The sequence below is a fragment of the Arthrobacter sp. KKT183 genome (assembly GCF_055657625.1).
This window is the reverse complement of the sequence record NZ_CM145770.1, coordinates 31,935-57,916: the sequence shown is the minus strand read 5'-3', so window position 1 is coordinate 57,916 and position 25,982 is coordinate 31,935. Positions and strand designations below refer to the sequence as shown.

Genomic DNA, 25,982 nt, shown 5'->3' with positions numbered 1-25,982 from the left:
AATGCAGAAACCGACGCTAAGTATACTTACCGAATGGTTGAGGAAGCGAAGAATTATCCCACGGACGGTCACTTCTACACGGGCGAGGGAGACACCGGTTTCACGGACTTCGGCGGGCACGGCAACTGCTCCAAGAATGACAGCCGCGTTGTTGCCCACGCGGAGTGTGATGAGGCAAATGCAGCGGTGAGCGTGGCGATTGCCGCCGGGGGTCTCCCTTCGGACGTTTCCGCCACCCTGGTGAGTGTGCAGAACGACCTCTTCGACGTGGCCACTGACCTCGCGGCTCCCCTGAACGCCGGGAAGCAGCCTCAGGCCCGCATGGTTCCCGGCCATGTTGAACGGCTGGAGCGCGCCATTGACCACTTCGCCGAGGAGGCCGGTAACCTCAGCGGCATGGTTCTTCCGGGCGGAACGCTGTCCGGGGCGCTGCTGTACCAGGCGCGTGGCATTGTCCGCCGTGCGGAGCGGGCCGTCTGGGCCGCCGTCCAGGAATATCCCGGTGTGGTGAATCCGGTCAACGGCCGGTATCTCAACCGGCTGTCCGCGTTGCTTTTTGTGCTGGCGCGGAACGCCAACCTGGAGCACGGCGACATCACCTGGGTTCCTGAGGCGTCGGTGCGTGTGCCGGCAGAGGAAGAGGCACCCGCAGCCGAGTAAGTCCGGCGCCGCTCGTGCGCCGCTGATCTCCCGTGCGCCGCGTCTTACGTGGCGTCGTCGGGTGAAGCCTCCTCCAGCATCCAGCCGGTCACCGCATCAATGTCCTTGCCGAAATCACGCGTGTACTGCCAGGCCCGCTGCCGCTCGTCCTGCAGGTGCTGCCGCAGCCCCGCCTGCGTGGAGCGAAGCGACGGCACCCGGTCGATCACGTCCATCGCAAGCTGGTACCGGTCAATCTGGTTCAGCATCGCCATGTCGAAGGGCGTGGTGGTGGTCCCCTCCTCCTTGTAACCGCGCACATGGATGTTGTCGTGATTGGTGCGCCGATACGTGAGCCGGTGGATCAGCCACGGGTAGCCGTGGTAGGCGAAGATGACGGGACGGTCCAGCGTGAAGAGAGTGTCGAAATCCCGAGCGGGTAACCCATGTGGATGCCCGGACTCGTCCTGAAGGCGCATCAGGTCCACCACGTTCACCACCCGCACTTTCAGTGCCGGCAGCGCGTCCTTCAGCAGCCGTGCGGCCGCCACCACCTCTACCGTCGGCACATCTCCTGCACACCCCAGTACGACGTCGGGATCCTCCCCGCCGCGCGGATCCTCGCTTCCGGCGAAGTCCCAGACCCCGATACCCCGCTCGACGTGCAGGCGCGCCTCCTCCGGGCCAAGCCAGGTCATGGTGGGCTGCTTCCCGGTGACGATCACGTTCACCCGGTCCCGCGTCTGAAGGCAATGCTCAGTGACGGCAAGCATGGTATTGGCGTCCGGCGGAAGGTAGACGCGGATGACGTCCGCTTTCTTGTTGACCACATGGTCAATGAACCCTGGGTCCTGATGTGAGAACCCGTTGTGGTCCTGCTGCCAGACGTGGCTGGACAACATGTAGTTCAGCGACGCGATCGGTTGCCGCCACGGCAGGTCCTGATGCACCTTCAACCATTTTGCATGCTGGTTGAACATCGAGTCGACAATGTGCACAAACGCTTCGTAGCAGTTGAACACCCCGTGCCGCCCGGTCAGGAGGTAGCCCTCGAGCCAGCCCTGGCACAGGTGCTCGCTGAGGACCTCAAGAACGCGGCCGGACCGCGCCAGGTGCTCGTCGACGTCGTCAATCCGTTGCTGCCACACCTTGTCGGTGACCTCGTAGACGTCCTGCAGCCGGTTCGAAGCCGTTTCGTCCGGCCCGAAGAGCCGGAAGTTCTCGGGGTTAAGCCGGATGAGATCCCGCAGATAGCCGCCGGCGGTGAGCATGGGGCTCACCTTTTCCTGTCCCGGCTTATCGACGACGACGGCGTGGTCCCCGTAGGCAGGCAGCTTGAGGTCCTGCAGTAGCCTGCCGCCGTTGGCGTACGGCGTGGCGCTCATGCGCCGGTCCCCCGGAGGTGCCTGAGCGGCTACCTCATTCCTCAGCGTCCCGTCCTCCGCGAAAAGCTCCTCGGGGCGGTAGGAGCGCATCCATTCCTCGAGCTGGTGAAGGTGCGCGTCGTCGTCGTGAACTCCTGACAACGGAACCTGGTGCGCCCGCCAGGTGCCCTCGACCTGCTTGCCGTCCACAGTGGCCGGTCCTGTCCAGCCCTTCGGCGAGCGCAGCACAATCATGGGCCACGGCGCGTAGTCTGCTCCGGTGCGCGGCTCCTGACGTGCCGAAGCCTGCACTTCCCTGATCCCCGCCAGGCAGGTATCGAGCGCCGCGGCAAAATCCTGGTGCGCCTGCTCGGTCGCGTGGGGATCGGTAACGGTGACGAAGTGCGGCTTGTAGCCATAGCCGCGCATCAACTGCTCCAGCTGGGCCTCCGGCATCCGGGACAACACCGTCGGGTTCGCGATTTTGTAGCCGTTCAGGTGCAGGATCGGCAGCACCGCGCCGTCGTGCTTCGCGTCAAGGAAACTGTTTGAGTGCCAGCTGGCCGCCAACGGTCCGGTCTCTGCCTCGCCGTCGCCAATGACGCAGGCGGCAATCAGGTCCGGGTTGTCGAAGACCGCGCCGTAAGCGTGCGCCAGCGAATAACCCAATTCGCCGCCCTCATTGATGGATCCCGGCGTTTCGGGAGCGGCGTGGGATGGGATGCCGCCGGGATAGCTGAACTGTTTGAAGAGCTCCTTCAGGCCCGCCTCATCCCGGCCGACGTGGCTGTAGGTTTCCGTGTAGGTACCCTCGAGCCAGGCGTTGGCAACGTTCGCAGGGCCGCCGTGCCCCGGCCCGGTGATGAAGAGCATCTCCTGCCCGTGGTCGCTGATCACGCGGTTCAGGTGCGCGTAGATGAAGTTGAGGCCGGGCGTGGTTCCCCAATGGCCAAGCAGGCGCTCCTTCACGTCCTCACGGCGCAGCGGCCGGCGCAGGAGCGGGTTGTCCCGCAGGTAGATCTGACCGACGGACAGGTAATTGGCGGCCCGCCACCAGGCGTCCAGCTCATCAATCTGCATAGTTCCTCCTTGATTCAGCGCATCAGATTTCGACGACGACGTCGGACGGCTTTTTGTCCGGCCGCCACCCCCGCCAGACCGGATGGCGCAGCTTGCCGGTGGACGCGCGTTCACTGAACTGCACCTCTCCGACCAGTGCCGGCCGGACCCAGCGTGCGTCTGATGCGTCAGGGGCCGGAACGTCATCGAGCGGTGCAGTCTTGCGTCCCATTTTCTTGAGCCGCGACCCGATCTCCGCCAGCTCACGTTCGGTCAGGCCCGAACCCACCCGGCCGATGTACTTCAGGTCAACGCCGTCGGGAATCGCCACGAGCAGTGAACCGACCTTGTGGGCGCGGCTGCCCTTGCCCGGCCGCCAACCGACCACAACCACTTCCTGGGTCAACGAGTGCTTGATTTTCACCCACGATTCCGAGCGCCGGCCGGGCGAATAGGTGCTGTTGACCCGTTTCGCCATGATCCCTTCGAGGCCAAGCTGCTTGCTCGCGTCGATCGCCTCATCGAGAGTCGCGTCGAGGGCGGGCGGCACCTGGATGTGACCGTCGCCCGGCGCGTCCACCGCCTGCTCAAGTACTTCCCGGCGCTGGGTGTAGCCGAGGTCCAGCAGCGAGTTGCCGTCGAGATGCAGCAGGTCAAACAGCAGGAAATGAACAGGCGTCCGCCTCCGCGCCGCATCGATGTCGGACTTCTTGGTCAGGTTCATGCGCCCCTGCAGCAAGCCGAAGTCCGGGCGGCCGGCTTTGTTGATGACGACAATCTCACCGTCGAGCACCGCTTGCTCCGCATTGACGTAGCTGCCGAGATCGGCCAGTTCCGGGTACGCCTTGGTCAGGTCGTTGCCGTTGCGGCTCAGCAGGCGGGTTCCCTCCGGCGTCACCGTAGCGACAGCGCGGATACCGTCCCACTTCATCTCGAATGCCCAGTCCTCCTCGGAGCGCAGCAGTCCTGGCGAACCACTGGTGGCGAGCATTGGTTTGAGCGTGGGCAACTCCTCGGTGGGCCGGACCGTAAAGGCGGGAGGCGATGGCTGCCCGGGCTGCTCCTTCATCAGATGGATGAGCCAGTTCTTCTCGGCTGAGTCAGTCGAGCCGCCCGTGTGAATGAGTGCGAACCGCCGGACCGCATTGCCGCCCCTGGCCAGTCCGCCGTCCTCCCGGCCCTGCAGCGTGCAGATGACCTCTTTGCCGGGCCGCCACTTCTCAGCCTCGTACGTGCCAGAATCCCAAATATAGACCTCACCGGCCCCGTACTCGCCCTTGGGGATAGTGCCCTCGAAGGAGCCGTAATCCAGCGGATGGTCTTCGGTCTGGACGGCGAGGCGATTCTCGCCCGTGGACGTCGGCGGTCCCTTCGGAATCGCCCAGGAAACCAGGACGCCGTCGCGTTCCAGCCGGAAATCGTAGTGCAGCCGACGCGCGTGATGTTCCTGGATCACAAAACTGTTGCCGCCCGGCTCCCCTACCGCATCCGGGACGGGTTCCGGTGTCTTCGAAGCGTCCCGCATCGAACGGTACGTGTGCAGCCGGTCCGGGCCGCCGTCGTCGTTGTGCTGGAGGTTTGAGGACATGGGCTCCAAGCCGGCCTGCCCGCGATCCATGTCCGCGAGCAGATCGCCGTGCTCACGAATGCGCTCGATCACCTGCTCGAAGTCGAGGTGCGCCAGGTCCGGATCGTCGAGTTCCTGCCAGGTGCGCGGCGCGGCGACCATGGGGTGGGCCTTCCCGCGGAGCGAGTACGGCGTGATGGTGGTCTTGTTGCGGTTGTTCTGGCTCCAGTCCAGGAGCACCTTCCCGCCGCGCAGCGACTTCTTCATATCGCTGACCACCAGGTCCGGGTGGTCAGCCTCGAGGATACGAGCCAGTTCCTTCGCGACCGCGGAGACCTGGTCCGAGGTCTGTTCCCGATTCAGCGCCGCGTACAGGTGGATTCCCTTCGAGCCGCTGGTCACCGGACGCGGATCGAGGCCCATGTCGTTCAGGATCTCCCGGGCGAGCCGCGCCACCTCGGCGCATTCGGGAAGGGAAGCACCCGGCCCCGGATCCAGGTCCAGAACCATCCGGTCCGGGTTGTTCACTTCACCCTCATGCCCGAACTGCCACTGCGGAACGTGGATCTCAAGGGCGGAGATCTGTCCCAGCCAAGTCAGGGTGGCAAGGTTGTTGAGCATCGGATAGACGTTGGTGTGGTCGCTGTGCTCGATCCCGTGGCGCTCAATCCACGACGGCGCCGACTTGTCGAGGTTCTTCTGGAAGAACACCTCGCCCGGCTTCTCCTCGGTACCGACGCCGTTGACCCACCGTTTGCGGGTGACGGGACGATTGCGGGCGTGCGGTATGAGGCAGTCGGCGACGGCCGCGTAATAAGCCAGCACGTCCGCCTTCGTGGTTCCGGTTTCCGGATACATCACGCGGTCCAGGCTGGTGAGTTTCAGGCGGCGCCCATCGACGGTAACCGTCTGCTGCGCGCTGCCTGGAGCCATTTGCCCAGTCTTGTAGGGAAGCGCCGATTACGCCAGTGGCTCAGCCGCCCAGCTGGTCCTCATACCGCGCCACGTACTGATCCCACAGCGCCGGGTCCTGGCCCAGGGAGCGTTCATTCAGGTAGTCGTCCAGGCCCATGAGCGTCAGGTGCCAACCGGCAGCCGAGCGGGCGATGTCCTGACCCTCTGCGAGGGTGTTGGTGAGCGTGAGGAGGCTGCCGCCGTCGTCGTCGTCCTCGATTTCCCAGCGAAGAACTTCCTCGTCCCAGGTGTAGGCGAGCAACCGCGGCTTTTCAGCCTCCAGGACTGTGCCCTCCATCGGCCTCTGGCCGGGGAACGTGAAGGTGACCACCGCACCGGGACGCGGCAGGACATCCAGCTGGCAGGGGAACCAGTACTTGAGCTTCTCAGGATCTACCAAATGCTTCCACAACACCCGGGCCGGCGCGTTGAAGCGCATCTCGAACCACAGGGCAGGTTCTCCATCGGCGAGCGTTTTGGTAACCATCGGTTCGGAGTTCACCTAAGCAATCGTAGACCGGCACGGGCAACACTGGTTCACTAGGAACATGAGAGCCATCTGGAAGGGTGCAGTAGCGTTTGGGCTGGTCAACGTGCCGGTCAAGGTTTACAGCGCCACCGAGGACCACGACATCAGCCTTCACCAGGTTCATGACAAGGACGGCGGCCGCATTCGTTACCAGCGGCGCTGTGAAATCTGCGGCGAGATCGTCGAGTACAAAAACATTGACAAGGCGTACGACGACGGCGAGCGCACCGTTGTGCTCACGAGCGAAGACCTCGCCTCGCTCCCGGTGGAAAAGAGCCGCGAGATCGAGGTGGTCGAGTTTGTTCCCAGCGACCAGATCGATCCGATCATGCTCGACCGCGCCTATTACCTGGAGCCGGATTCAAAGTCCACCAAGGCGTATGTGCTGCTCCGGCGCACGCTGGAGGAAACGGACCGGACGGCGATCGTGCAATTCTCGCTGCGGCAGAAGTCGCGGCTGGCGGCACTGCGGGTGCGCGGGGACGTCCTGATGATCCAAACGCTCCTGTGGCAGGACGAGGTGCGTGAGGCTACGTTCCCCTCGCTCGATGAGAAGGTGCGCATTTCGGCCAAGGAGAAGGAGATGTCAGCGGCCCTTGTCGAGTCTTTCTCCTCGGATTTTGATCCCGAGAACTTCAAGGACGACTACCAGGAGCAGCTGCGCACACTCATCGAGGCGAAACTCGAGAAGGGCGAGGCCCTCGATACAGATGAGACCTTCGGGGAAACCGGAGAAGAAGAGGGAGGAAACGTCCTCGACCTCATGGAAGCGCTCCGTCGGAGTGTGGAAAAGAATCGTGAGAAGAAGGGCTCCGCGGGGGCCAAGAAACCCGCAAAGTCGGCATCGAAGAAAGGCGCGTAATGGGATTCATCAGGAATGACTTCGGACAGCAGACAATAGCCAAGCGCCCCAATGCACCCATTGTGGGATGGGCGCTGCTGGGCGTCGCATCGATGATGGCGCTCGACGCAAAGAACCGGGAGGCGCTGGCGGATGCGAGCAAGGCGTGCCTGATGGTGTGGGCAGCGCTGGAGTTGGCGGAGGGTGACAGCGGCTTCCGCCGGACCATGGGCACGCTGACCCTGGGCTGGCTGGCCCGCCGCAGCTGAGCAATGAGTTAACAGGACACGCCCCTTATGAGCACTCTTTCAGGGCGTGTCCTGCCAGCTCAACTCGTCTTTTCCCGTTCGCGCTCCACGAGTTTGCGGTCCCGGACCAGGCGGAGGGCGGTAACCAGCAGGATTCCGCCGATGACGTTGAACACAACGGTGTAGCCGAACCAGCCCAGCCAGTCCAGGTAGCTGATGTCGGCGCCCGCGAGGATCGCGCCGAAGATGAGCAGCGAATCCAGGATGGAGTGGAATAACTGCAGGCCGGAGAGCACAAACCCGCCAACGACGGCGGCCATCAGCTTTCCGCTCATCTCCTCCGTGCCGTGCTGCATGCGCGTCATCAGCGTGATTGTGCTTCCGCCGAGCAACGCAAGGCAGATGGATTCCCAGCTGAACCCGGCGTCGACGTAGTGCTCGGCGGACGTGGTGACCGTCCCGGCCCACTGCGGGAAGGCGTTCATGGCAATCAGCATGAAGATCCAGCCGCCTGCAAGGTTCGCCACCAGGGTGCCGCTCCAGAGCCGGCCGAGCTGCGCAAGGCTCGCCTGCTTGGCGGTCACCGCTGCGATGGGAACCAGGAATCCCTCAGTGAAGAGTTCGCTCTTGGCCAGCAGTAGCGCAATGAGTCCCGCGCTGAAGGCCAATCCCGCGAGCAGGTGGTTGTCGGTTTCATGAAGCACCGCCAGATAGGCGATCACGCCGATCCCTATTTCGAAGCCTCCGAAGAGCCCGGTGATGAGTACGTCGGGGAAGGTGCGGTTCAGGCGCTGTGCGCCTTCATCCACTGTGCGGTCGAACGATTCCTCGATCTCTTCCTCGACCGGGCCCGCATTGTCGCCGAGTTCCCGCCGTCGGGCTTCGTCATCGTTCTTGTGATCGTTCTTGTGATCGTTCAAGCGACTCGCCTATTCCGTTGTAGTACCCGTCAATGAGCAGGACACACCCCTTTTGGGGCCCCTTTCGGGGTGTGTCCTGCCAACTCGATGCTAGGGAGCTGGGTAGGGAGATGCCTTGAGGGACTTCGCCAGGTGGACAGCGTTCACGGACATGGAGGAAATTGTGGAAGCAACCGGATCAGGTACCTGGTCCAGGTCCTTGAAGTCCACGGTCTGCATTGCTTCCCCGACCCAGTAGACACCGCCCTGCGCCGCGACGGTGAAGCCGATGTCGTTCAGGCCCTGGTGCATCTCGGCAGTGACATGGTGGGCGCCGTCCTCGTTTCCCACCACCGCGGTCAGAGCGACCTTGTTGTACATGATGGGCCGGCCGTCATCATCAGTCGAGGAGAGATCGGCGTCCAGCCGTTCGAACACCCGCTGTCCCAGGCTGCTCATGTGCCCTACCCAGATAGGTGCGCACAGGAGGAAGATGTCCGCATCGAGGATCTGCTGGCGGAGCTGCGGCCATTCATCCCCGTTTCCCATGTCGATCTGCACGCCTGGAGCAACGTTGTGGTCAACTACCCGGGCCGACGACGTCGTTACCCCCTGCTCCTTGAGCTTGCCAAGGATGTGGTCGGCCATCACATCGGTGCTCGAGGCATCGGGCGAAGGGGTGAGAGTACAGATCAGTGCAAATGCTTTGAGGTCGTCCATGAAGATTCCTTTCGTTGAGTTGGCAGGACACGCCCCTTATCAACGGGGTATCGGGGCGTGTCCTGCCAAATCGATGTGCTTACTGGCGGTAGCCCTCTACCTGGTCGATCGGCCGGGCCTCCGCTTCCTGCGGGCTTTCCCCTGCGTCTTCCTTCGCCCGCCGCTGACGGAGCAGGTCCCAGCACTGGTCGAGCTGTTCCTCGACCCGCCGCAGGCTGCTGCGTCGATCTTCGCCAGGAGCATCGTCACCCGAGGGTGAACCCCGCAGCTCGTGTTCCTTGTCGACCAGCGCCTGGATCCGCGCCAGAATGTCCTCATCGTCCATTGCCAAACTCCTTCGCTGACATCGAGAAGTGGAATAGCCTCAAATAGTCAGGCTACTTAGTGTCCGCCCGAATATCTACCGCACCCCCGCGTTTGCATCATCCGTCTGCCAATGACCTAAACTGACTGGGAACTATTTGCCTGTGTAGCTCAGTCTGGTAGAGCATCCGCTTCACACGCGGAAGGCCCGGGGATCGAGGCCCCGCGCAGGCACCGTTCATAGCCCGTCCCGCAGCATGCGGGGCGGGCTTTTTTGTGTTCCGAATAGTTCGTTCAGAGCGAACATAAACCGTTAGCACTCTCCTCCTGCGAGTGCTAATCTACTTGCAGGTTGAGCGAACCAGACTCAACCCGAAGAAAGACTACTGACTCACAGGGAGTGAACCATCATGGCAATGAAATTCGACCCATTCCGTGAACTGGACCGCGTGGCCGGCGCACTTTTGGATCCCCGCCAGGGTCTGCGGCTGATGCCGATGGATCTGTACCGCGAGGGTGACCACTACATCCTGAGCGCTGACCTCCCGGGCATTGATCCGGGATCTGTTGACATTGACGTCGACGGCCAGCTGTTGACCATCCGCGCCGAGCGCACCCTGCGGAACGCAGAGGGAGTCAAGTGGCTGACCCGCGAGCGTGAAAGCGGATCCTTCCTTCGGCAACTGAACCTCGGGCAGGGTATTGACATTGATGCCATCTCGGCACGCTATGAAAACGGCGTGCTCAGCGTGACCATCCCGGTCAGCGAGCGCGCAAGGCCCCGCAAGATCGAGGTCGTTTCCGGCGAAGACGCCCAGCCGGTGCAGACGGACAGGGCTGTGGAAGCCTAGATCGTCAGCGGAGCTACGCACAGCACAAACAGAACGACGACGGCAGGTTGCGGCCCGCCGTCGTCGTTCTGTTTGTTTGTAGTTGGTTGGAGCCGGGACTACCGGTCCCGGACAGTGCGGTGCTTGTCCCGAAGAGCGAGCGCCAGCGCAATCATGCCGACGGCAAGGCCCAGATGGAGGATGTTGTCCGCCGCGTCCAGCGGAACGAAGTTCGCTGCCGAATCATGCGGGATGATGAGCCCGTAGATGAAGAGCACCGCGTAGATAACGCCGCCCCACAGCAGGAAGTTGTAAGCGCCGGTTGCAGTCTTTGCCATCGCGACGCCCGCGACGCCGAACAGCAGGTGAACAATGTTGTGCAGGATCGAAACCTGGAACAGGCCGAGGAGTTGCGCCTCGGACTCGGGGCCGGCGAACTGCAGCGTGTCGTAATTGCTGGTGATACCGGGAATGAATCCCAGCACGCCGACCAGGAGGAAGACCACTCCTACCGCGAGTGCGGCCTTCTGAATGTTTGTCCGGGTGCCTACACCCGACCCTGAATGTGTTGATGCCATTGCACTATCCCCTCTAAGATGGCCGGACTGGCGGACACCGGCACGTGATCTTGCGAGCTATGGACAGTATGTCCCGCCATTTGTACTGCCAGCGTGCCACAGGCAGAACAGAATAGAAAGCTTGCTTAGCTATCTTTTCGATAAACGTTTGCGTCCATTTGGGCGATTACCCAGTTTTCATTCACCAAACATTCAGGAACGGCCCTTAGTGTGGCGTCAGTCACACTCTCAGGAAGGCCTTTCCCCAATGACCTCGCAACATTCCTCGCTTGCCGACTTCTCGACGCTCAGGCGCGGCCAGCAGATAACCCTTCGGCACTCCTCGGGAGACCAGTTCTCCGGCGTACTCGAAGATCACGCCGATGACTCCTCGGTTGTCTGGGTCCGGTCCGACGACGGCGCGGGCCGTCGGCTGTTCCACCGGGAGGACGGCTACAGCATCGGCATCTGATCCGTCCACCGCCTAAGCGCGCTTCTTCGAGAACAACTGCCGGATCCCGCTCGCGTCGAGGGAAACCTGACGGTACTCATCCATCAGTACGCCCAGCACATTCTGCGCATACTCACTGTTGGTTGAGGCGACCGCATCCCTGGCGTACACCACCCGCAGGTTGTTCGCGTAGGCATCCGCACCGGTCTGGGCCACGCAATTGTGCGTTGAAAGCCCTGCGAGGACCACCGTGTCTACCTCCAGAATGCGCAGGCGCTGCAGCAGATCGGTCCCGAAGAAAGCGCTGTCGCGCGTCTTCACCAACTCAGGAAGACCCTCGACATCGAGGTCATCAACGAATTCGGCCTGCTCAGTGCCGCTGAAAAGGAAACCCTGATCATCATCGAGCATGCTCAGTGTCCACGTTGATTTGTCCCGCTGGTGCTCTGTGCGGATGAGATAGACGGCAATGCCGGCCTCGCGCGCATCCGCGATAGCTGAGTTGCAGGCCGCAACCAGGAAGTCCTGCTGATTGCCGAGAGATTCGTCTTCAAAAAATGCCTTCTGCATATCAATGATGAGCAGTGCAGCCGTCATGTTCTTCCTCCCTGCGAAGGTTCCTTGCATCTCTTTGACAGCATACTTAGGAATCCTCCTTGAGGGGCAGGCCGGCGAGGGCTAGCGTTGACGCCACGGAGGTGATTACGGTGCGGACGCATCTGCCGGGCGTAACGGTGCTGCTCGCCGTCGTCGTTCTTCCGGGTTGCAGTGCGCAGACGGCCGCCGCGCCAACGCCGCCCTACTTCCAGCCGCTGCCCGTGAGCGTGGAACCGGGCGACGTGTTCCCGCTGCAGACTGCCTACAGCGGATGGTGGGACACAACGGCCCTCTCCCCCGGAACACCGGGGCTTCCCCTGCTGGTTGGCCTGGTGCGTGCTGACACAGGAAAATTCCTCGCCGGGTACGACCGCTCAGCCGGGCGCCAGATCCCAGGTTCAGACCGGGATCCGGACGCAGGATGGCCCGCCGGCACGGTTCTCGCGGTCGACCTGTCGACCGGCGCGGTGTGGGACTGGTTCATTGTGAACGACGACGGCCTTCCCGCCGTCGGCTTCCAGGACCGGATCTCCGCCGAACAGGGCTTCCCGCCGATCAGCGGCAGCCTCACTCCCGGAACCTTCCACACTTTCCTGCGCGACGACGAAACCGGTGAGGTGATCTACCTCGGCACGGCGCCGGAAGGTCCGTCAGACAACATCGGAATTGAACTGGACTGGTAATCAACCGCACTACAGAAGGAGAACTGGCCGTGAAGTCCCTTTGGCTTGAATCATCACCGCGCATTCCCGTTGACACCTTTCAGGCGGACGGCCAGTACGATTCCGTGGTGGTCGGCGCCGGTATCACCGGTCTGACCACTGCCACGTTGCTCGCGCGATCCGGTCAGCGGGTAGCGGTCCTGGAGGCGCGAACGGTTGGTGCAGTGACTACCGGGAACAGCACGGCCAAAGTCTCACTGCTGCAGGGCACGCAGTTGTCCTCGGTCATCAAACACCACGGAGCGGCTCTGGCCCGTCACTATGTCACCGCAAACCGCGAGGGCCAAAGTTGGTTGCTCCGGTTCTGCGATGAAAACAACGTCAGCTACGACGTCCGGGACGCCTTCAATTACGCCATCACGGACGACGGCGCCCGCCTCCTGGGCGAGGAACGGGACGCATGCGCCACTTCCGGACTCAGTGCCGTCCTTGAAGACTCCTCGGAGCTCCCGTTCCCGGTGACCCGTACGCTGCGCGTGGCTGGTCAGGCACAGGTACATCCACTGGAGGTCCTTGCCGCACTCGCAGCAGACCTGCGCAAGCACTCCGGCGAGCTCATCGAGGGCGTTCGGGTCACCGGCGTGAAGGCCGGCAGCACCAAGGGCGAGCGGAGCACCATCCAGACCTCGCTGGGCGAGATTTCGGCGGCCAGCGTCATCATCGCCACCGGAACGCCGATCCTGGACCGTGGCGGGCATTTCTCCGTCCTGCAGCCACACCGTTCCTATGCCGTTGCTTTTACCGTGCAGGACGAGATTCCGCAGGGCATGTACCTGTCAGTTGACTCTCCCTCGCGTACGTTGCGCACTGCCATGGTCGAGGGACGCCCGTACCTCATCGTGGGCGGCAACGGACATACCGTTGGGCGCGAGGCGCATACGCAGTCCCTCGTCGACGACATCATTCGCTGGACCCAGGAGCACTTTCCCACCGCGCAGGCAGCGTTCAGCTGGTCGGCGCAGGACTACCAGCCGGCGTCATCGGTTCCCTATGTCGGGAAGATGCCCGTCGGCGGCCAATCCATCTACGCGGCAACCGGCTTCAACAAGTGGGGTTTCACCAACGGCGTGGCTGCAGGGCTGGCCCTGTCAGCGGAAATCCTCGGCGGGCAGATGCCGTGGGCGAAGGAGCTGTATAAGACCCGGGTCGGCAAACAGGACGCGCTCAGCACCGCAAAGACCAACGCCGGCGTCGGGGTCGAAATGGTCACCGGCTGGCTGGGCGGGCTGGCGCGGACCTCCCACGCCCGGCCTGCCGAGGGCCAGGGCGTGATTGTGCGGGAAGGTGCCCGGCCGGTGGGTGTCTGCCAAATCGCCGGTGTGACGCACCGGGTATCAGCTGTCTGCCCCCACCTCGGCGGGGTATTGAGCTGGAATGACGCCGAGCAATCCTGGGATTGCCCGCTCCACGGATCCCGCTTCACCCATGACGGCGTACGCCTCGAAGGCCCGGCCACACGCGACTTGCAGGCGCCGTAGGGCCGGTTCACGAGTTGTTCAACGTGGGGACACCCAGTATTCACCTGTATCGTGGGCGTGTGATTTTTCGTCGCGTGCTGACCATCGCCCTGAGCTGCGCTGCCGGCCTTACTGTTGCATCCTGCGGTTCGGACTACCCACTGGGGCCGGAGCAGGAAGCTGCCGCGCAGAACGCCACCTCGACCCTGAGCGGGACCATCACTGGCGCGGGATCATCGGCGCAGGGACCGGCCATGAATGCCTGGCAGGCGGAGTTCGCAACCATGCATCCGGACGTTCGCGTGCAGTATTCGCCGGACGGGTCCGGGGCAGGGCGCGGTGCACTTTTGGCCGGAGCCGTGGATTTCGCGGGATCCGATGCCTACCTCAGCGAAGAAGAACTCGAGGAGTCCCGTGAAGTGTGCGGACCCGAGGGCGCTTTCAACATCCCGGCCTATGTGGCGCCGATCAGTATCGCCTTCAACCTGCCCGGGATCGAAGAGCTGAACCTCGACGCCGCGACTATTGCCCGCATCTTCCGCGGAGAAATCACGCGCTGGAATGACCCAGCAATTGCTAGCCAGAACGAGGGCGTTGATCTTCCCGACACCCGCATCACTCCGGTCAGCCGCTCCGATGACTCGGGCACAACGGAAAACTTCACTGATTATCTGCATGCTGTAGTGCCGGAGATCTGGACCAACGAGGCGGAAGGCACCTTCCCGGCAGGGCTGGCGGGAGAGAACGCCAAGGGCAATGCCGGCGTCGTCAGCACCGTTGCCGCCACCGAAGGCGCGGTCACCTATGCGGATGATTCCGCCGTCGGACCGCCGCTGGGCCGGGCAAAGCTTCTCGTGGGTGACGAGTATGTCGCTGTCAGTTCAGAAGCCGCGGCTGCCGCCGTCGACGAGGCTGAGCCGGTGCAGGGCCGAGCCGAATTCGACATCGCCCTCAACCTGGACCGAAAAACCACAGCCCCCGGCGCATACCCGCTGGTGCTGGTTTCCTACCACATCTTCTGCTCCACCTACGAGGACGAACAGACCGCAAACCTGGTCAAGACCTTCGGTACCTTCGTTGTCAGCGAAGAGGGTCAGCAGGCCGCTGCGGTTGCCGCCGGCAGCGCACCGATTTCCGAGAACCTGTCGGAACGCGCGACCGAGGCAATCAACACGATCAGCGTCGAAGAGTGAGGCATTCATCCCTTTAACCAAAGGAAGGGCTCTCCCGAGAGAGGGCCCTTCGTTTGGTTGACGTCCTAAGCCGGGTTGGCGGCTCGAGGCCCGCCCGATTCCGGGTCATCCAGTGATGGATCGGCAAGGCCTGCCCCGCCCGCCAAAGGATCAACGGTCCGGCCGGCCGTGGCAGAGCCGGAACCGGGAGCGTCCACGTCACCGCGCCAGGCACCGGTTTCGTTCCCCGTGTTCTCGATGAACTCCTTGAAGCGTGCGAGGTCCGACTTCACCTGCCGGTCATCGGCGCCGACAGCTGCGCCGACCTTCTCGGTGAAACTGTCCGGATCCCAATCCAGCTGAACAGTGACACGCGTGGTGGAGTCGCTCAGCCGGTGGAAGGTTACGACGCCGGCATGGGACTTTCCGTCGGTACTCTTCCACGCGATCCGCTCGTCAGGATGCTGCTCGGTGATCTCGGTGTCGAACTCGCGCTCAACTCCGCCGATCTTGGTTACCCAGTGGTTGTGTGTTTCGGAGATCTGCGTGATCGATTCGACTCCCCCCATGAACTCGGGGAAGGTTTCGAACTGCGTCCACTGGTTGTAGGCGGTGGACACCGGCACTGAAACGTCTATGAATTCCTGAACTGTTGCCATTGTCTGTTCCTCCTCGTTTGCTGGAACTTCGCGCAGAACATCACGGATAACTGACCGCTTGTTCGCCACGCTAACCCACGATTCTTGCCGGATCAACAGAATGGTAAGTTTACTTAGAGTTTTCCCAGCAACTGGATTCGATCGAAAGCGCCGGTCTAGGCTGGGGCTGATGCTGGCGGCGAACAGCGGCCGGATTTCCGTCACGAGTGGAGGAACTTATGAAGGCGTCAAAAACACTGACCGACAACATGCAGGCTGTCCTGGTTGATCTGGTGGAGCTGCACCTGCAGGGCAAGCAGGCCCACTGGAACGTCGTCGGCAAGAACTTCCGCGACATGCACCTTCAACTGGATGAAATCATCGAGGACGCCCGCCTTTTCGCGGACCAGATGGCTGAGCGGATGCGCGCCCTGCACGCTGTTCCGGACGGACGCAGCGCCGTCGTCGCCAAAGGAACCTCACTGAATGAGTTCCCGTCCGGTCTGGTGGATACCAAGGACACCGTTTCCATGGTGGTAGCCATGCTTGAGGCGGCCGTCGGCCGGATGCGGGACGTCCATGACCAGGTGGATGAGGAAGATCCCACCACCGCAGACATCCTGCACGGCTTCATCGAGAAATTGGAGCAGTACGCCTGGATGGTCGATGCGGAGAACATGACACCCACGGCCAACGTGGTGAAGCCAGCCCGAAAGTAAGGCACGCACAGACACAGAGGGTGGCAGTCGCGAGAGACTGCCACCCTCTTCGTGTTGTCAGCGGTACTCCGAACCGCCCTTGGCTACGCCGGGCAGAAACTCCTCCGGTAGCTCCGCAACAGGCACAATGACCATGTCCTGTACTTTCCAGTCCATTTCCACGCACGCGTCCCGGGCCTTCTCGATTCTTCGCAGCGTTGCCCTCGGCCACGTCCGCGGCACTACGAACGATTCGATGTGGAACACGTGCCCCTCATCACGCACCCTCGATCTGGCTTCCCGGACCCAACCCAGGCTGCGGAGATAGGAGTCGATGCGCTCACCGACGGGATCGGGCTCGGAATCATCGTAGGTCCGGGCCCGTGTGTCGGTCAGGCCGCCGACGGCTCCGCGAAGGTTCTTGATCCCGTCGCGCAGGATGCTTGTGGAAATGAGGAGCGCTGCCACCGAGTCCGCCCACCACAGGCCCACGCCGATACCCAGAACACCTACCGCTGCCGAGAGCGCCGTCATCCAGTCAGCCTTGTTCATGTCCGCGTCGGCGTAGAGCACTTTGTCGTGAAGCGTCCTCGCGAGCTTCATCTTGACGATTCCGAGGACTACGGGAGGCCCAGCGGTGAGCAGCATCGCGAGTACCATCAGCCAGCCCAACCAGAAGGTGCTTCCCAAGAGCGTGATTCCACCGATCGTAGGGTGCTCGGCAGTGAACAGACCTATGCCGGAATCGACAATGAGATACGCACCCATCACCACCAGCGCTACAGCGGCCACGAGGTGCGCTACACCGACGGCGCGGTGATAGCCGTACGGATGGGACTCGGAGGGACGACGACGGATCACCCGGGTTGCGATGAGAAACGAGATCGGCGGAAGGAAGGACAGCAGGTCTTCGATCCACGCGGCCTTCATGGCCTGCGAATTTCCCAGGACCAGATACACCAGGAACGTAGAGACGACCAGGAATCCGATGGTGATCCATTCCCATTTGACTGCCTTGCGCAGGGCACGCTGCTGTTCCTCGGGCAGTTCCGTATGGCCGAAGCGCGCTGTGTTTTTTTCGCCGGTCGTGCTCACAATTCCACCTCCTGCGCCTGCAGGAATTGGTCAAGCTCCAGCAGGAAGGCATTCTCCCCCAGGGGAACCAGCATGATGTGCTTGATTGTCTTGCCGCGTTCATCGGCTGTCTCGGTGTAGGGCCGGGTAATGCCGGCCTCCTTGACCCACGGGGTATCCGCGCCGAATCCGCCGATGGCCATATCAAGTTCTCCGTGGAACAGGTCGCCGGCCAGCTCGTGTTCTGCGCCTGGGACCCACACGATCGCGGCGTCAAGTGTGTCCGCGAACTCCTCGACCAATTCCGGCTCGATGCCCTGCGGGTCCCCGGTAGGCGGCAGTTGAACCCACTGCGCGTTTTCGCTCACACCAACCCGGAGAATGCCTCCAGATACCTTTTCCAAAGTTCCTTCCGGATCCTGTGGAATGGTGATGCCGCACGAAGTCAATCCGAGGAGGAGCACCAGTCCGGGGATCACCGCACCAATCTTCAGCATGCTTAGCAACATACCCCCTTCCTGCCGTTTCTGCAGGTCAGGGCACGATTGTCAGCGTCCGAGGAAGCTGGGGTGCTCCTTGGCGAGGAACGCGCGGGTTCCCTCCGCCTTGTCTTCCGTTGCGAAGGCGGTCCGGAAGGACTCCGCCTCGATGGCAAGCCCTTCATCGGTGGGCAAGCCCAAAGTCGCGATGAGAGTCCGCTTGACGAGCGCGACGGCGGCGGGAGACTGACGTGCCACCAGCGCCAGAGTGCTGTGCGCACCGTCAAGCAGGTCATCGACGGTATCGAAAAGCGCTGTGACGAGACCCGCCCGCTGGGCTTCCCCGGCATCCAGGCGGCGTCCGGTGAAGAGGAGCTCGCGCGCCAGGCCCGGCCCGACGTACTGCGGCAGCCGCACGGATCCCCCGAACCCCGGAACGAGGCCCAGGCTGACTTCCGGCTGCCCGAAGGACGCGGTCGACGCCGCATAGATGACGTCGCAGGCCATCGCCAGTTCGCAGCCGCCACCAAGGGCGAAACCGTTGACGGCAGCGATGACCGGGACCGGCAGCTGCTCGATCGCGAGCGTGACCTGGTGCATGCGGGAGCTGTAGGCGTGGGCGTCGTCCGGTGACATCGCGGTCATTTCGCGGATATCCGCACCGGCAACAAACGCCTTCCCCGCGCCGGTGATGATGACGCCGCGAACCGGCCACGCGCCGTCGTCGTTTGTCAGGACGTCAGACACCGCGTCGAGGCAGTGTTCAAGATCCTCGATCACTCTGGAGGACAGGGCGTTGAGGGCGTCCGGCCGGTTGACCGTGATGGTCAGGACGGTGTCGCGGATGTCTGTCAGGAGTGTGGCGTACGCGGGAAACTGCATGATCCCAAGCGTAGCGACCGAAAGTCATCAGAATGTCCGAGCGGGATGACACCTTTGCATCAGGCACATCGAAGGAGCGCACATGACCGACCTCATCTTTCACCCCCACTGCTCGTCGCTGGAGTTCTCAAACCTGTGGCGTGATGACGTCCTTGACCGCGAGCGCATTGAAGCGCAGGTGGCGCGGGAGGGCGTCCTGGTGCGCTTCAGCCAGGCTCACCGTGAAGTGCCCTGCGCCTACACAGTGGGCCTCACTGAGCGCGGGCTCCCGGAACTCATTCTGTACGGCCAAAGTCCCGGTCACGTGCGTCATGCCTGGTCGTTGCTTGAACCTGCCCTGCATCTACTCACCCAGCCAGGAGCAAAAGTTTTCCACGGCCAGTTCGATGGACAGGCCGTCGAGGTGCGCGGGGCGTCGCTGAAAAGGCTGCGGGATGCGTTCCAGCTGTACGGACAGGAGGGATTCAGTGCGCTGCAGGTCTACTGGACGGTGGGTTCGGACAACCATCTGCCGCAGCAATGGGAGATCCGGTTCCTCGCGGCGCAGCCTTTCCTTGCCGGGGGATCACTCGGTGACCTGCTTGGCGGGAAGGGCAGTGCCTAGTCAGGGAAGCAGCTCCGGCGGCACCAGGAGCAGCAAGCCCACGCCGGTGCCGTTGAACACAACATGGGTCACTATGGCAGCACCCAGCCGTCCGGTGATCACGGTCAGCACCCCGCACATCAAGCCCACCGTGAACGTACTGAGCAGCAGATAGACGGAAGACCGGAGGTCCGGAACGGCACCGGTATGCAACAGACCGAAAGCAAGGGAACTCACCAGAAGGGCAATAACGGTAGAGGTCATCAGGGACCGCCGCTGCACGGCGGGCGTTACGGAATCGCGGGGGTTGCCAGTGCGCCGAAGCCACAGTGCATTCTGGATCCCGCGCAACACCAGGCCGCGATTGAACAGCTCCTCCAAGAAGGGCGCAATCAGCACACCGCCGAGGACGCCGTTGATGAGCAGCCATACTGTATCGCCCGTGAGAAACAGTTCGGCGTTGCCCTGGATCACTTCGCCGTCCTGCAGCGGCCAGAGCAGGGTGAGAATCGCCAGGAGCACGGCCAGGACAATGCGTGCCGCAATCCCCACACCAAGTCCCACGGCCAGATCAATCCAACGGAACCGCAGACCGAAATCGCGGGCAAGGGAACGGAATCCATGGCGCCGCGAGGCGTAGAAGGTCACTGAGAACATCGCGGTCCAGGTCAGCAGCAGGGACGCAAGGACCAGCGGTGGGCCGAAGGAAAGCACTTCCACCAGCGCAAGGGTTCCCAGCAGCGGCAGCAGTACTACAAGCACCAGCCCTGCCAGTGCCAGTCCGGCGCCCCACCTCGGCGCGAAGAGTCCTTCGGGAGTCAGCTGTGTGGGATTGGCCAGGCGAAGCGTTGTTCGCTGCCCTGCGGGCGGAAGAAAAGATCGGGCCATGAAAGCACCTTATCCGGCTATGCCGGGAAGAAACCGGGTCCGGGCAGTTGACGGGTGAGGGTGGGGACCTCTTTAGTGAAGGGACATCGGAATCAGGGAGTGCGGATGAGCGAGTTCGGATTGCCGGCGGGGTTCGTATTCGGGACCTCAACTGCGGCGGCGCAAATTGAGGGTGCGGTCAATGAAGGCGGGCGCGGACCGAGTATCTGGGACGAATACGCCAGCCAGCACAGCAACATCCTCGATGCCTCAAGCCCTGCCATCGCGTGCGACCACTACAACCGGTATGAAGAAGACTTCGACCTCCTTGAGCAGTTGGGCGGCAAGGCGTACCGGATGTCCATCGCCTGGCCCCGCATCCAGCCCACCGGCCGCGGACCCGCCAATCCGGAAGGGATCGCTTTCTACCACCGGCTCCTCGACTCCCTGCTGGAGCGCGGCATCGAACCGTGGGTCACGCTGTATCACTGGGATCTTCCACTGGCGCTTCAGGACGCCGGCGGCTGGCAGAACCGGGACACAATCGATGCTTTCGCCGATTACACGCGGCTTCTCCGCGACGAGTTCGGGAGCAAGGTTGCCGCCTGGATGACGGTCAATGAACCGGTGGTGCATACCGGCGTCGGGCATGCGATCGGACGGGCGGCGCCAGGGCTCATGCTGCTGGGCAGCGCATTCTCCGTTGCACATCACCTGCTGCTTGCGCATGGGCACGCCGTCCGGGTGTTGCGCGAGACACTGGACACACCCATCGGCGTCGTCAATAACCACTCTCCCGTGGAGCCGGCAAGTGATTCGGAGAAGGAGCGCAACCTCGCGCTTCTCTACGATCATTACCACAACGGCCAGTTCGCGGCGCCGTTGCTGACCGGTGAGTACCCGGCTGATCTTGCGGAGATCGAAGGCATGTCCTTTGAGGTCATCCAGGACGGAGACATGGACATCATTTCCACTCCGCTGGATTTCTACGGAATCAACTATTACTTCCCGACGAAGGTCGGCGCCGCTCCGCCGCTGTTCCCGGTCCCGTTCATGCCGCGTGATTATTCGGACGTTCCGAAAACCGACTTCGACTGGCCGGTCATCCCCAGCGGGTTGACCACCATCCTCAAACAGCTCAAGGAGCAGTACCCCAACATTCCGCCGATCTACATCACCGAGAACGGTTGCGCCTACGACGACGGCCCCGGCGGAGACGTGGAAGACACCCGCCGGATCGAGTTCCTGGAGAAACACCTGGCAGCGATCGGTGATGCAATTGCTGACGGCGTCGACGTGCGCGGCTACTTCCACTGGACCCTTGTGGACAACTGGGAGTGGCAGGAGGGCTACACCAAGAAGTTCGGCCTGATCCGCATGGAACCGGCCACACTCGACCGCGTCCCGCGGGCTTCCTTCCACCGGTACGCAGAAATTATCGCTCAGCACAGGAACGCCACGATGAACTCTGAAACTGCTACGGCGCCGCTGGCCGCCGAAGCATCCTGAAATTCACTTAACGACGGCGGCCGCGCCCGCGAGGGTTCGGCGCACCTTTGGCGGTCGGTTTGTTCCTGGTCCCGCCGGGCGCAGACCTGCCCTTCGCGGGCTTTGCTGCCTTTTTAGGCTCGCTACGGGTTTCCTTTTGCTTGGGTACTTCCTTCTGGGCCGACGGCTGCCGTGAACTGCGCGCCGTCCTTCCCCGAACAATCCCGATGAATTCCTCGATGTCATCCGTGGTGTTCTCGGCAATCCATGCAACGGCAATTCTGGTGGAAGGTGCGTCCGGTACAACCCGAACCTCGACATCACGCCGGTTGTAATGCCTCGCAACGGACATGGGCAGCACAACGACACCGGCTCCCGACGCCGCGATTTCGATGGCCATCCGCGCTCCACCGCATTCCTGCACGTCGAGGACATTCTCGTTGCCCAGTTCTGAGAGTGGGACCTCATCAAGCAGGGAGAGCTCGTTCTCCTTCGAGACCACCACAACGGCGAGTTCCTCGTAAAGCGGGATGACGCTGAGCGCGTCCCTGTCCACGGGCAGACGGACGAACGCAAGGTCCACTGAGCCGGCCCGGAGCGCCGAAGCCAGCGCGCCGTCGTCGTACTCTGTTGCTTCGATCGGAAGCTCAGGGTTTCGCTCCCGCCAGCGTCCCACCCACTTTCCGGGCGTTACCCCGGGAACAAAGCCGACCTGCAGCGTGGAAGATTGGGGCTCGGGCACGTCTTCACAGTAACCCAGTCGCGGTTACGCTGAGAGGATGACCCCAGCGAAGTCCCCGCAGACCATGAAACCGGCTACCGCCGCGAAGAAACTTGGCATCTACCTGCCCGCAACACCACAAGAGTTCCAGGACAACGACATCTCCCGTGGAGACTTCAACCAGCTCCAGGAGAATCCACCCGAGTGGCTTGCCGAGCTTCGCCGCACCGGTCCCCATCCGCGTCCCGTAGTGGCGCACAAGCTGGGTGTCTCGATCAGCGGCCTCTCCCGCGGCGGAATCACAGACCCACTGACGACGGCGGAAATCACCGCGCTGCTCCAGTCACCGCCTGAGTGGCTGGTGGCGGAGCGCTCAACCATGGCGCGGGTGCGTGCGGAAGAGAAGCGGGCCAAGGAAGCGCGGCGCGCAAAGGACTAGCTCCTACGCCGGGTTCAGCGGTTCAATCAGCAGCGGGCTGTCCTCCCGAACCGGCGCCACCTCGTGGAATTGCAGTTGTTCGGCAACGGGAGTGGCTGCTGCAACCGCTTCATCAGCAAGTTCCTGCGTCCCCTTTGTGGTGGGATCCAGCCACTCGTTCCAGAATTCGCGGGGGAGCGTCACCGGTGTGCGGTCGTGGATTTCAGCCACCGGCCCCACTGCTTGACGGGTCAGGATGGTGGAGGAGAGTACCCAGCGGTTGGGGTGGTCATCCGGTAACTCCCTGTTGCGCCACCAGGCGTACAGTCCTGCGAACACCACCGGTTCTCCCGGCAGGTGGATGTAGAACGGAATCTTTGTTTTTCCCTCGGTTCGCCATTCGTAGTAGCCGCTGGCAGGAATGAGGGCGCGGCGGCTCTCGAGGGACGGCTTGAAGGTGGGCTTGCTGCCCACCGTTTCCGACCGGGCGTTGAAGGTGGGCGCCTTGGTTTTCAGTTCTTTTGAGAACGACGGCGTCAACCACCACCGCGCGGCCTCCATGCGTCGGGTGACCTGCTCGTCTTTGAGTGATTCCAGGACTACCCGAACGGGATCGGTAGGGCTGATGTTCCACGACGGTTCGGGAAGATCATCGCCCACCGTGTCAACGTCGAAAAGGTCCACCAGATCCTTGTTCGAGCCTGCCACTACAAAGCGTCCGCACATGGAGACAGGGTACTGGAGTACTGGGTGACCATGAAGTCCTCCACAGCCTGGAAAGCCAATTGACTTAATCGAACACGCGTTCGAACATTAAGTGTGAGTTCACCAGCAGCAGCCGTAGTTCAGGCCGTACCTCCGGGTCAGTTCCCCGGCGGTACCCGCCGGGCGCTGTCTGCCGTGGATCAGGCTGCTGACAAAGCCCGGCTCAAGGCGGAGCTCCAGTCCAAAATCAACGGCATGCAGAACAGCAGGCCCTCTTCCCGGCGGCTGCCCACCGTGCCGGTGTTGGCTGGAATTCTTCCGGGGGGCGGGCTCCAGGCGGGTGCGGCGTATTCGGTGACCAACTCCACCACCCTGGCTATGGCTTTGCTGGCAGGCCCGTCAGGCGCCGGAGCCTGGTGCAGCGTCATCGGCATGCCCACTTTCAGTGTGGAAGCCGCTGCCGGCTTCGGCATAGCGCTGGACAAACTGGTTCTGGTGCCCCACCCCGGGGATCAGTGGCTCACGGTGACTGCAGCAATGGTGGATGTGGTGTCAATTGTTCTGACCTGCGCTCCACAGCACGTCGCTCCATCGGATGCCTCCCGTCTGATGGCACGCCTACGCCAGCGCGGTGCTGCACTGGTGACCATGGGGCCCTGGCCGCACAGCGAGGCAACGCTCAGCGTAACCGGGAGCAACTGGCAGGGCCTGGGTTCAGGAACCGGGCATCTTCGAAGCCGCAGGATGCGGATCACAGCGCACGCTTCCACCGGCCGTTCACGCACCGCAGACCTATGGCTGCCGGATCTTCACCATGGGCCGTGGTCCACATCCAGGTCTCCATCTGCGCCCGCTGCACATTCGGAGTCCGGGCAGCAGGAATTTTTCTCCAGACCGGCCCGCGCATCATGAAATCTTCCCGTTCCAGCCAGGCCGCGCCGGCATCCCCCACCACTACCCGCACCATGGCTCTCTGGTGTCCGGACTGGCCCATCACTGCAGCACTCAGGGAATACCTCCTGCCGGCAGAACACCCCGTGGCATTGATCGGGAAGGGCGAGGTTTTCGCCTGCTCCCCCTCCGCCCGGGAACAAGGAGTCAAACGCGGCCTTCGCCTCCGGGAAGCCCAGGCCCGGTGCACCACCCTTACTGTTCTTCCCTATGAACCGGCACTGGACGCGAGAAACTTCGAACCAGTTATAACCGCTATGGAAAAGATCATGCCCGGGGTGCAGCTTGTTCGCCCAGGATTATGTGTCCTTCACGCCAAAGGTCCTGCCAGGTATTACGGCAGTGAAGAACGCGCGGCGGCTGTCCTGCTCAAAACCCTCGCCGCCATCGGGCTCACGGCCACCCGGGTAGGAGTAGCAGACAGCCCCTTTGCCGCTGAGCATGCTGCCCGTGCAACGGAATTCCTGGAGGATCCGGGGGCCAATCCCGTATGGATCCTTCCGCCCGGAGAATCAGCCTCATTCCTTGGCAGCTTCCCCCTGGAAGTTCTGGAGGAACCAGCACTCGCGGTGGTGCTGCGCCGGCTTGGAATCCGCACGCTTGGAGATTTCGCCGCCCTTGCCCGTGCTGACGTCCGCAACCGGTTCGGCGTGGAAGGTGCACTGGCCCATCTCAAGGCAAGCGGATATGACCACCACAGCGTAGTGGTCAGGAAACCGCCGGCGGAACTCGACGCCGTCGTGCACTGTGAACCGCCGTTGGCACGCATTGATGAGCTGACGTTCACCCTGCGCCTGTCCGCGGAGGAATTCGTGGGCCGGCTGCGTGAAGCAGGGCTGGTGTGCACGGTTCTGGTGGTACGGCTGCAGTCGGAATCCGGTGAGGAATCGGTTCGGCTCTGGCGGCACCCCCGCTGGTTCGACGCGGATGACGTGCTGGACCGCGTCCGCTGGCAACTGCAGGGCAGCGGAAACGTTGAGCATGGGTTGAGCTCCGGAATCAGCAAGGTCCAGCTTCAGCCGGAGACGGTGGAGGATCTCAGCGACCACGCGGACGGGCTGTGGGGAACGGGCCCGGATGAAAATATTCACCACGGTCTTGCCCGGGTGCAAAGCATGCTGGGACATGGTGCGGTACTGACGGCCATGGTGGCCGGTGGAAGAATGCTCACCGACCGGCGGGTGTTCATTCCCTGGGGAGATCCGCCGTCGGAAGCTGCTGCCAAAAGCCGGGATCTTCCGTGGCCCGGCCAGCTCCCCGGCCCAGTTCCAGCCACCGTCTTCGACGAGCCCCGTCCGGTCCAGGTGCTGGACGGCGCAGGAAGCACCGTAGACGTTGATCGGCGCGGACTGCTCACAGCCGTTCCTGCCGTGCTTGTCGCGGCGCCTCCGCGGCAAACCGCCATTTCCTCGTGGGCGGGGCCGTGGCCCATTGTCGAGCGCTGGTGGGATTCGAATGGGCGCACCCTCAACCGGTTCCAGGTGGTGGATGAATCAGGAACGGCCTGGCTGCTGCTGCTTGTTGATCACCGCTGGTGGGCGGAGGCCAGCTATGACTAGGCCTTCCGTA

28 protein-coding genes, 1 tRNA gene and 1 pseudogene are annotated in these 25,982 nt (G+C 62.8%); 15 read left to right on the top strand and 15 right to left on the bottom strand.

Annotated elements, in window-relative coordinates; genetic code table 11:
- The first annotated feature begins 33 nt into the window (after positions 1-33).
- Positions 34-660, top strand: coding sequence for a cob(I)yrinic acid a,c-diamide adenosyltransferase (locus tag ACZ2GY_RS00300; protein WP_471672637.1), 627 nt, complete (start codon positions 34-36; stop codon positions 658-660).
- Positions 661-704: 44 nt separating this feature from the next.
- Here ACZ2GY_RS00300 and ACZ2GY_RS00295 read toward each other — a convergent pair whose 3' ends face one another.
- The 3 genes from ACZ2GY_RS00295 to ACZ2GY_RS00285 are packed head-to-tail and all read right to left on the bottom strand — an operon-like array spanning position 705 to position 6,085.
- Complete coding sequence (locus tag ACZ2GY_RS00295; RefSeq protein ID WP_471672636.1) at positions 705-3,083, bottom strand: phosphoketolase family protein; 2,379 nt, start codon at positions 3,081-3,083, stop codon at positions 705-707.
- A gap of 22 nt (positions 3,084-3,105) precedes the next feature.
- Positions 3,106-5,562: an ATP-dependent DNA ligase gene (locus tag ACZ2GY_RS00290; protein WP_471672635.1), complete on the bottom strand. Its 2,457-nt coding sequence runs from the start codon at positions 5,560-5,562 to the stop codon at positions 3,106-3,108.
- Positions 5,563-5,602: 40 nt separating this feature from the next.
- The gene (locus ACZ2GY_RS00285; protein WP_056545693.1) at positions 5,603-6,085 is read right to left on the bottom strand and encodes an SRPBCC domain-containing protein; all 483 of its coding nucleotides are present in this window, start codon (positions 6,083-6,085) and stop codon (positions 5,603-5,605) included.
- Between the two features lie 46 nt (positions 6,086-6,131).
- On the opposite strand from ACZ2GY_RS00285, the gene ku reads away from it, so the two are divergent.
- Entirely contained in the window at positions 6,132-6,974 is an 843-nt protein-coding gene (ku, locus tag ACZ2GY_RS00280; RefSeq protein ID WP_277358107.1) for a non-homologous end joining protein Ku, read from the top strand.
- Positions 6,974-7,222, top strand: coding sequence for a hypothetical protein (locus tag ACZ2GY_RS00275; protein ID WP_471672634.1), 249 nt, complete (start codon positions 6,974-6,976; stop codon positions 7,220-7,222). The genes ku and ACZ2GY_RS00275 overlap by 1 nt, the downstream gene beginning before the upstream one ends.
- Positions 7,223-7,281: 59 nt before the next feature.
- Here ACZ2GY_RS00275 and ACZ2GY_RS00270 read toward each other — a convergent pair whose 3' ends face one another.
- The 3 genes from ACZ2GY_RS00270 to ACZ2GY_RS00260 form a co-directional block, all read right to left on the bottom strand.
- On the bottom strand, positions 7,282-8,121 hold the full coding sequence (locus ACZ2GY_RS00270) for a formate/nitrite transporter family protein (protein WP_471672633.1): 840 nt from the start codon (positions 8,119-8,121) through the stop codon (positions 7,282-7,284).
- A gap of 90 nt (positions 8,122-8,211) precedes the next feature.
- Positions 8,212-8,820: a flavodoxin family protein gene (locus ACZ2GY_RS00265; RefSeq protein WP_277358105.1), complete on the bottom strand. Its 609-nt coding sequence runs from the start codon at positions 8,818-8,820 to the stop codon at positions 8,212-8,214.
- A 79-nt stretch (positions 8,821-8,899) separates the two neighbouring features.
- Positions 8,900-9,145, bottom strand: coding sequence for a DUF2630 family protein (locus ACZ2GY_RS00260; RefSeq protein ID WP_277358104.1), 246 nt, complete (start codon positions 9,143-9,145; stop codon positions 8,900-8,902).
- Between the two features lie 138 nt (positions 9,146-9,283).
- Between ACZ2GY_RS00260 and ACZ2GY_RS00255 the strand changes: the two genes are divergently transcribed.
- Together ACZ2GY_RS00255 and ACZ2GY_RS00250 are read left to right on the top strand one after the other, a co-directional pair.
- Positions 9,284-9,357 (top strand) — tRNA-Val (locus tag ACZ2GY_RS00255).
- Between the two features lie 176 nt (positions 9,358-9,533).
- The gene (locus ACZ2GY_RS00250) at positions 9,534-9,974 is read left to right on the top strand and encodes an Hsp20/alpha crystallin family protein (RefSeq protein ID WP_277358103.1); all 441 of its coding nucleotides are present in this window, start codon (positions 9,534-9,536) and stop codon (positions 9,972-9,974) included.
- Positions 9,975-10,072: 98 nt separating this feature from the next.
- Here the strand turns inward: ACZ2GY_RS00250 and ACZ2GY_RS00245 are convergent, their stop codons facing one another.
- Entirely contained in the window at positions 10,073-10,531 is a 459-nt protein-coding gene (locus ACZ2GY_RS00245; protein ID WP_277358102.1) for a DUF4383 domain-containing protein, read from the bottom strand.
- A 247-nt stretch (positions 10,532-10,778) separates the two neighbouring features.
- On the opposite strand from ACZ2GY_RS00245, the gene ACZ2GY_RS00240 reads away from it, so the two are divergent.
- Positions 10,779-10,982 (top strand): hypothetical protein, encoded by a 204-nt coding sequence (locus tag ACZ2GY_RS00240; protein ID WP_277358101.1) that lies wholly within the window; start codon positions 10,779-10,781, stop codon positions 10,980-10,982.
- Positions 10,983-10,994: 12 nt separating this feature from the next.
- Here ACZ2GY_RS00240 and ACZ2GY_RS00235 read toward each other — a convergent pair whose 3' ends face one another.
- Positions 10,995-11,558, bottom strand: a complete 564-nt coding sequence (locus ACZ2GY_RS00235) for a cysteine hydrolase family protein (protein ID WP_471672632.1) — start codon at positions 11,556-11,558, stop codon at positions 10,995-10,997.
- A 110-nt stretch (positions 11,559-11,668) separates the two neighbouring features.
- Between ACZ2GY_RS00235 and ACZ2GY_RS00230 the strand changes: the two genes are divergently transcribed.
- From ACZ2GY_RS00230 to pstS, 3 genes are read left to right on the top strand one after another with little or no spacing between them, the layout of a single operon-like run.
- On the top strand, positions 11,669-12,241 hold the full coding sequence (locus tag ACZ2GY_RS00230; protein WP_056545668.1) for a hypothetical protein: 573 nt from the start codon (positions 11,669-11,671) through the stop codon (positions 12,239-12,241).
- Between the two features lie 29 nt (positions 12,242-12,270).
- Complete coding sequence (locus tag ACZ2GY_RS00225; RefSeq protein ID WP_346027798.1) at positions 12,271-13,758, top strand: FAD-dependent oxidoreductase; 1,488 nt, start codon at positions 12,271-12,273, stop codon at positions 13,756-13,758.
- Positions 13,759-13,817: 59 nt separating this feature from the next.
- Entirely contained in the window at positions 13,818-14,930 is a 1,113-nt protein-coding gene (gene pstS, locus ACZ2GY_RS00220) for a phosphate ABC transporter substrate-binding protein PstS (RefSeq protein WP_471672631.1), read from the top strand.
- Positions 14,931-15,118: 188 nt separating this feature from the next.
- On the opposite strand, the pseudogene ACZ2GY_RS00215 reads toward pstS, so the two are convergent.
- Positions 15,119-15,568, bottom strand: a pseudogene (locus ACZ2GY_RS00215) (SRPBCC family protein); the annotation flags it as partial.
- A gap of 218 nt (positions 15,569-15,786) precedes the next feature.
- On the opposite strand from ACZ2GY_RS00215, the gene ACZ2GY_RS00210 reads away from it, so the two are divergent.
- Positions 15,787-16,266, top strand: a complete 480-nt coding sequence (locus tag ACZ2GY_RS00210) for a Dps family protein (protein WP_277358097.1) — start codon at positions 15,787-15,789, stop codon at positions 16,264-16,266.
- 57 nt (positions 16,267-16,323) lie between these two features.
- Here ACZ2GY_RS00210 and ACZ2GY_RS00205 read toward each other — a convergent pair whose 3' ends face one another.
- Genes ACZ2GY_RS00205 through ACZ2GY_RS00195 form a run of 3 tightly spaced genes read right to left on the bottom strand, consistent with a single transcriptional unit; the run spans position 16,324 to position 18,680 of the window.
- On the bottom strand, positions 16,324-17,340 hold the full coding sequence (locus ACZ2GY_RS00205; protein ID WP_346027797.1) for a cation diffusion facilitator family transporter: 1,017 nt from the start codon (positions 17,338-17,340) through the stop codon (positions 16,324-16,326).
- Positions 17,337-17,828, bottom strand: coding sequence for a transporter substrate-binding domain-containing protein (locus ACZ2GY_RS00200; RefSeq protein ID WP_471672630.1), 492 nt, complete (start codon positions 17,826-17,828; stop codon positions 17,337-17,339). The genes ACZ2GY_RS00205 and ACZ2GY_RS00200 overlap by 4 nt, the downstream gene beginning before the upstream one ends.
- A gap of 39 nt (positions 17,829-17,867) precedes the next feature.
- Positions 17,868-18,680, bottom strand: coding sequence for an enoyl-CoA hydratase/isomerase family protein (locus tag ACZ2GY_RS00195; protein WP_471672629.1), 813 nt, complete (start codon positions 18,678-18,680; stop codon positions 17,868-17,870).
- A gap of 82 nt (positions 18,681-18,762) precedes the next feature.
- Here ACZ2GY_RS00195 and ACZ2GY_RS00190 point away from each other — a divergent pair, with 82 nt between their 5' ends.
- Entirely contained in the window at positions 18,763-19,284 is a 522-nt protein-coding gene (locus ACZ2GY_RS00190; RefSeq protein ID WP_471672628.1) for a DUF4262 domain-containing protein, read from the top strand.
- Here the strand turns inward: ACZ2GY_RS00190 and ACZ2GY_RS00185 are convergent, their stop codons facing one another.
- Entirely contained in the window at positions 19,285-20,151 is an 867-nt protein-coding gene (locus ACZ2GY_RS00185; protein WP_471672627.1) for a lysostaphin resistance A-like protein, read from the bottom strand.
- A gap of 105 nt (positions 20,152-20,256) precedes the next feature.
- Here ACZ2GY_RS00185 and ACZ2GY_RS00180 point away from each other — a divergent pair, with 105 nt between their 5' ends.
- On the top strand, positions 20,257-21,639 hold the full coding sequence (locus ACZ2GY_RS00180) for a GH1 family beta-glucosidase (protein WP_277358092.1): 1,383 nt from the start codon (positions 20,257-20,259) through the stop codon (positions 21,637-21,639).
- Between the two features lie 7 nt (positions 21,640-21,646).
- Here ACZ2GY_RS00180 and ACZ2GY_RS00175 read toward each other — a convergent pair whose 3' ends face one another.
- A complete protein-coding gene (locus ACZ2GY_RS00175) occupies positions 21,647-22,360 on the bottom strand; it encodes a LysR family transcriptional regulator substrate-binding protein (RefSeq protein WP_471672626.1) in 714 nt (237 codons plus the stop codon).
- Between the two features lie 37 nt (positions 22,361-22,397).
- On the opposite strand from ACZ2GY_RS00175, the gene ACZ2GY_RS00170 reads away from it, so the two are divergent.
- Entirely contained in the window at positions 22,398-22,778 is a 381-nt protein-coding gene (locus tag ACZ2GY_RS00170; RefSeq protein WP_277358090.1) for a DUF5997 family protein, read from the top strand.
- A 3-nt stretch (positions 22,779-22,781) separates the two neighbouring features.
- Here ACZ2GY_RS00170 and ACZ2GY_RS00165 read toward each other — a convergent pair whose 3' ends face one another.
- Entirely contained in the window at positions 22,782-23,465 is a 684-nt protein-coding gene (locus ACZ2GY_RS00165; RefSeq protein ID WP_471672625.1) for an SOS response-associated peptidase, read from the bottom strand.
- Between the two features lie 111 nt (positions 23,466-23,576).
- Between ACZ2GY_RS00165 and ACZ2GY_RS00160 the strand changes: the two genes are divergently transcribed.
- Positions 23,577-24,374: a hypothetical protein gene (locus ACZ2GY_RS00160; RefSeq protein ID WP_277358088.1), complete on the top strand. Its 798-nt coding sequence runs from the start codon at positions 23,577-23,579 to the stop codon at positions 24,372-24,374.
- Positions 24,371-25,972, top strand: a complete 1,602-nt coding sequence (locus ACZ2GY_RS00155; protein WP_471672624.1) for a DNA polymerase Y family protein — start codon at positions 24,371-24,373, stop codon at positions 25,970-25,972. The genes ACZ2GY_RS00160 and ACZ2GY_RS00155 overlap by 4 nt, the downstream gene beginning before the upstream one ends.
- The last annotated feature ends 10 nt before the right edge of the window (positions 25,973-25,982 follow it).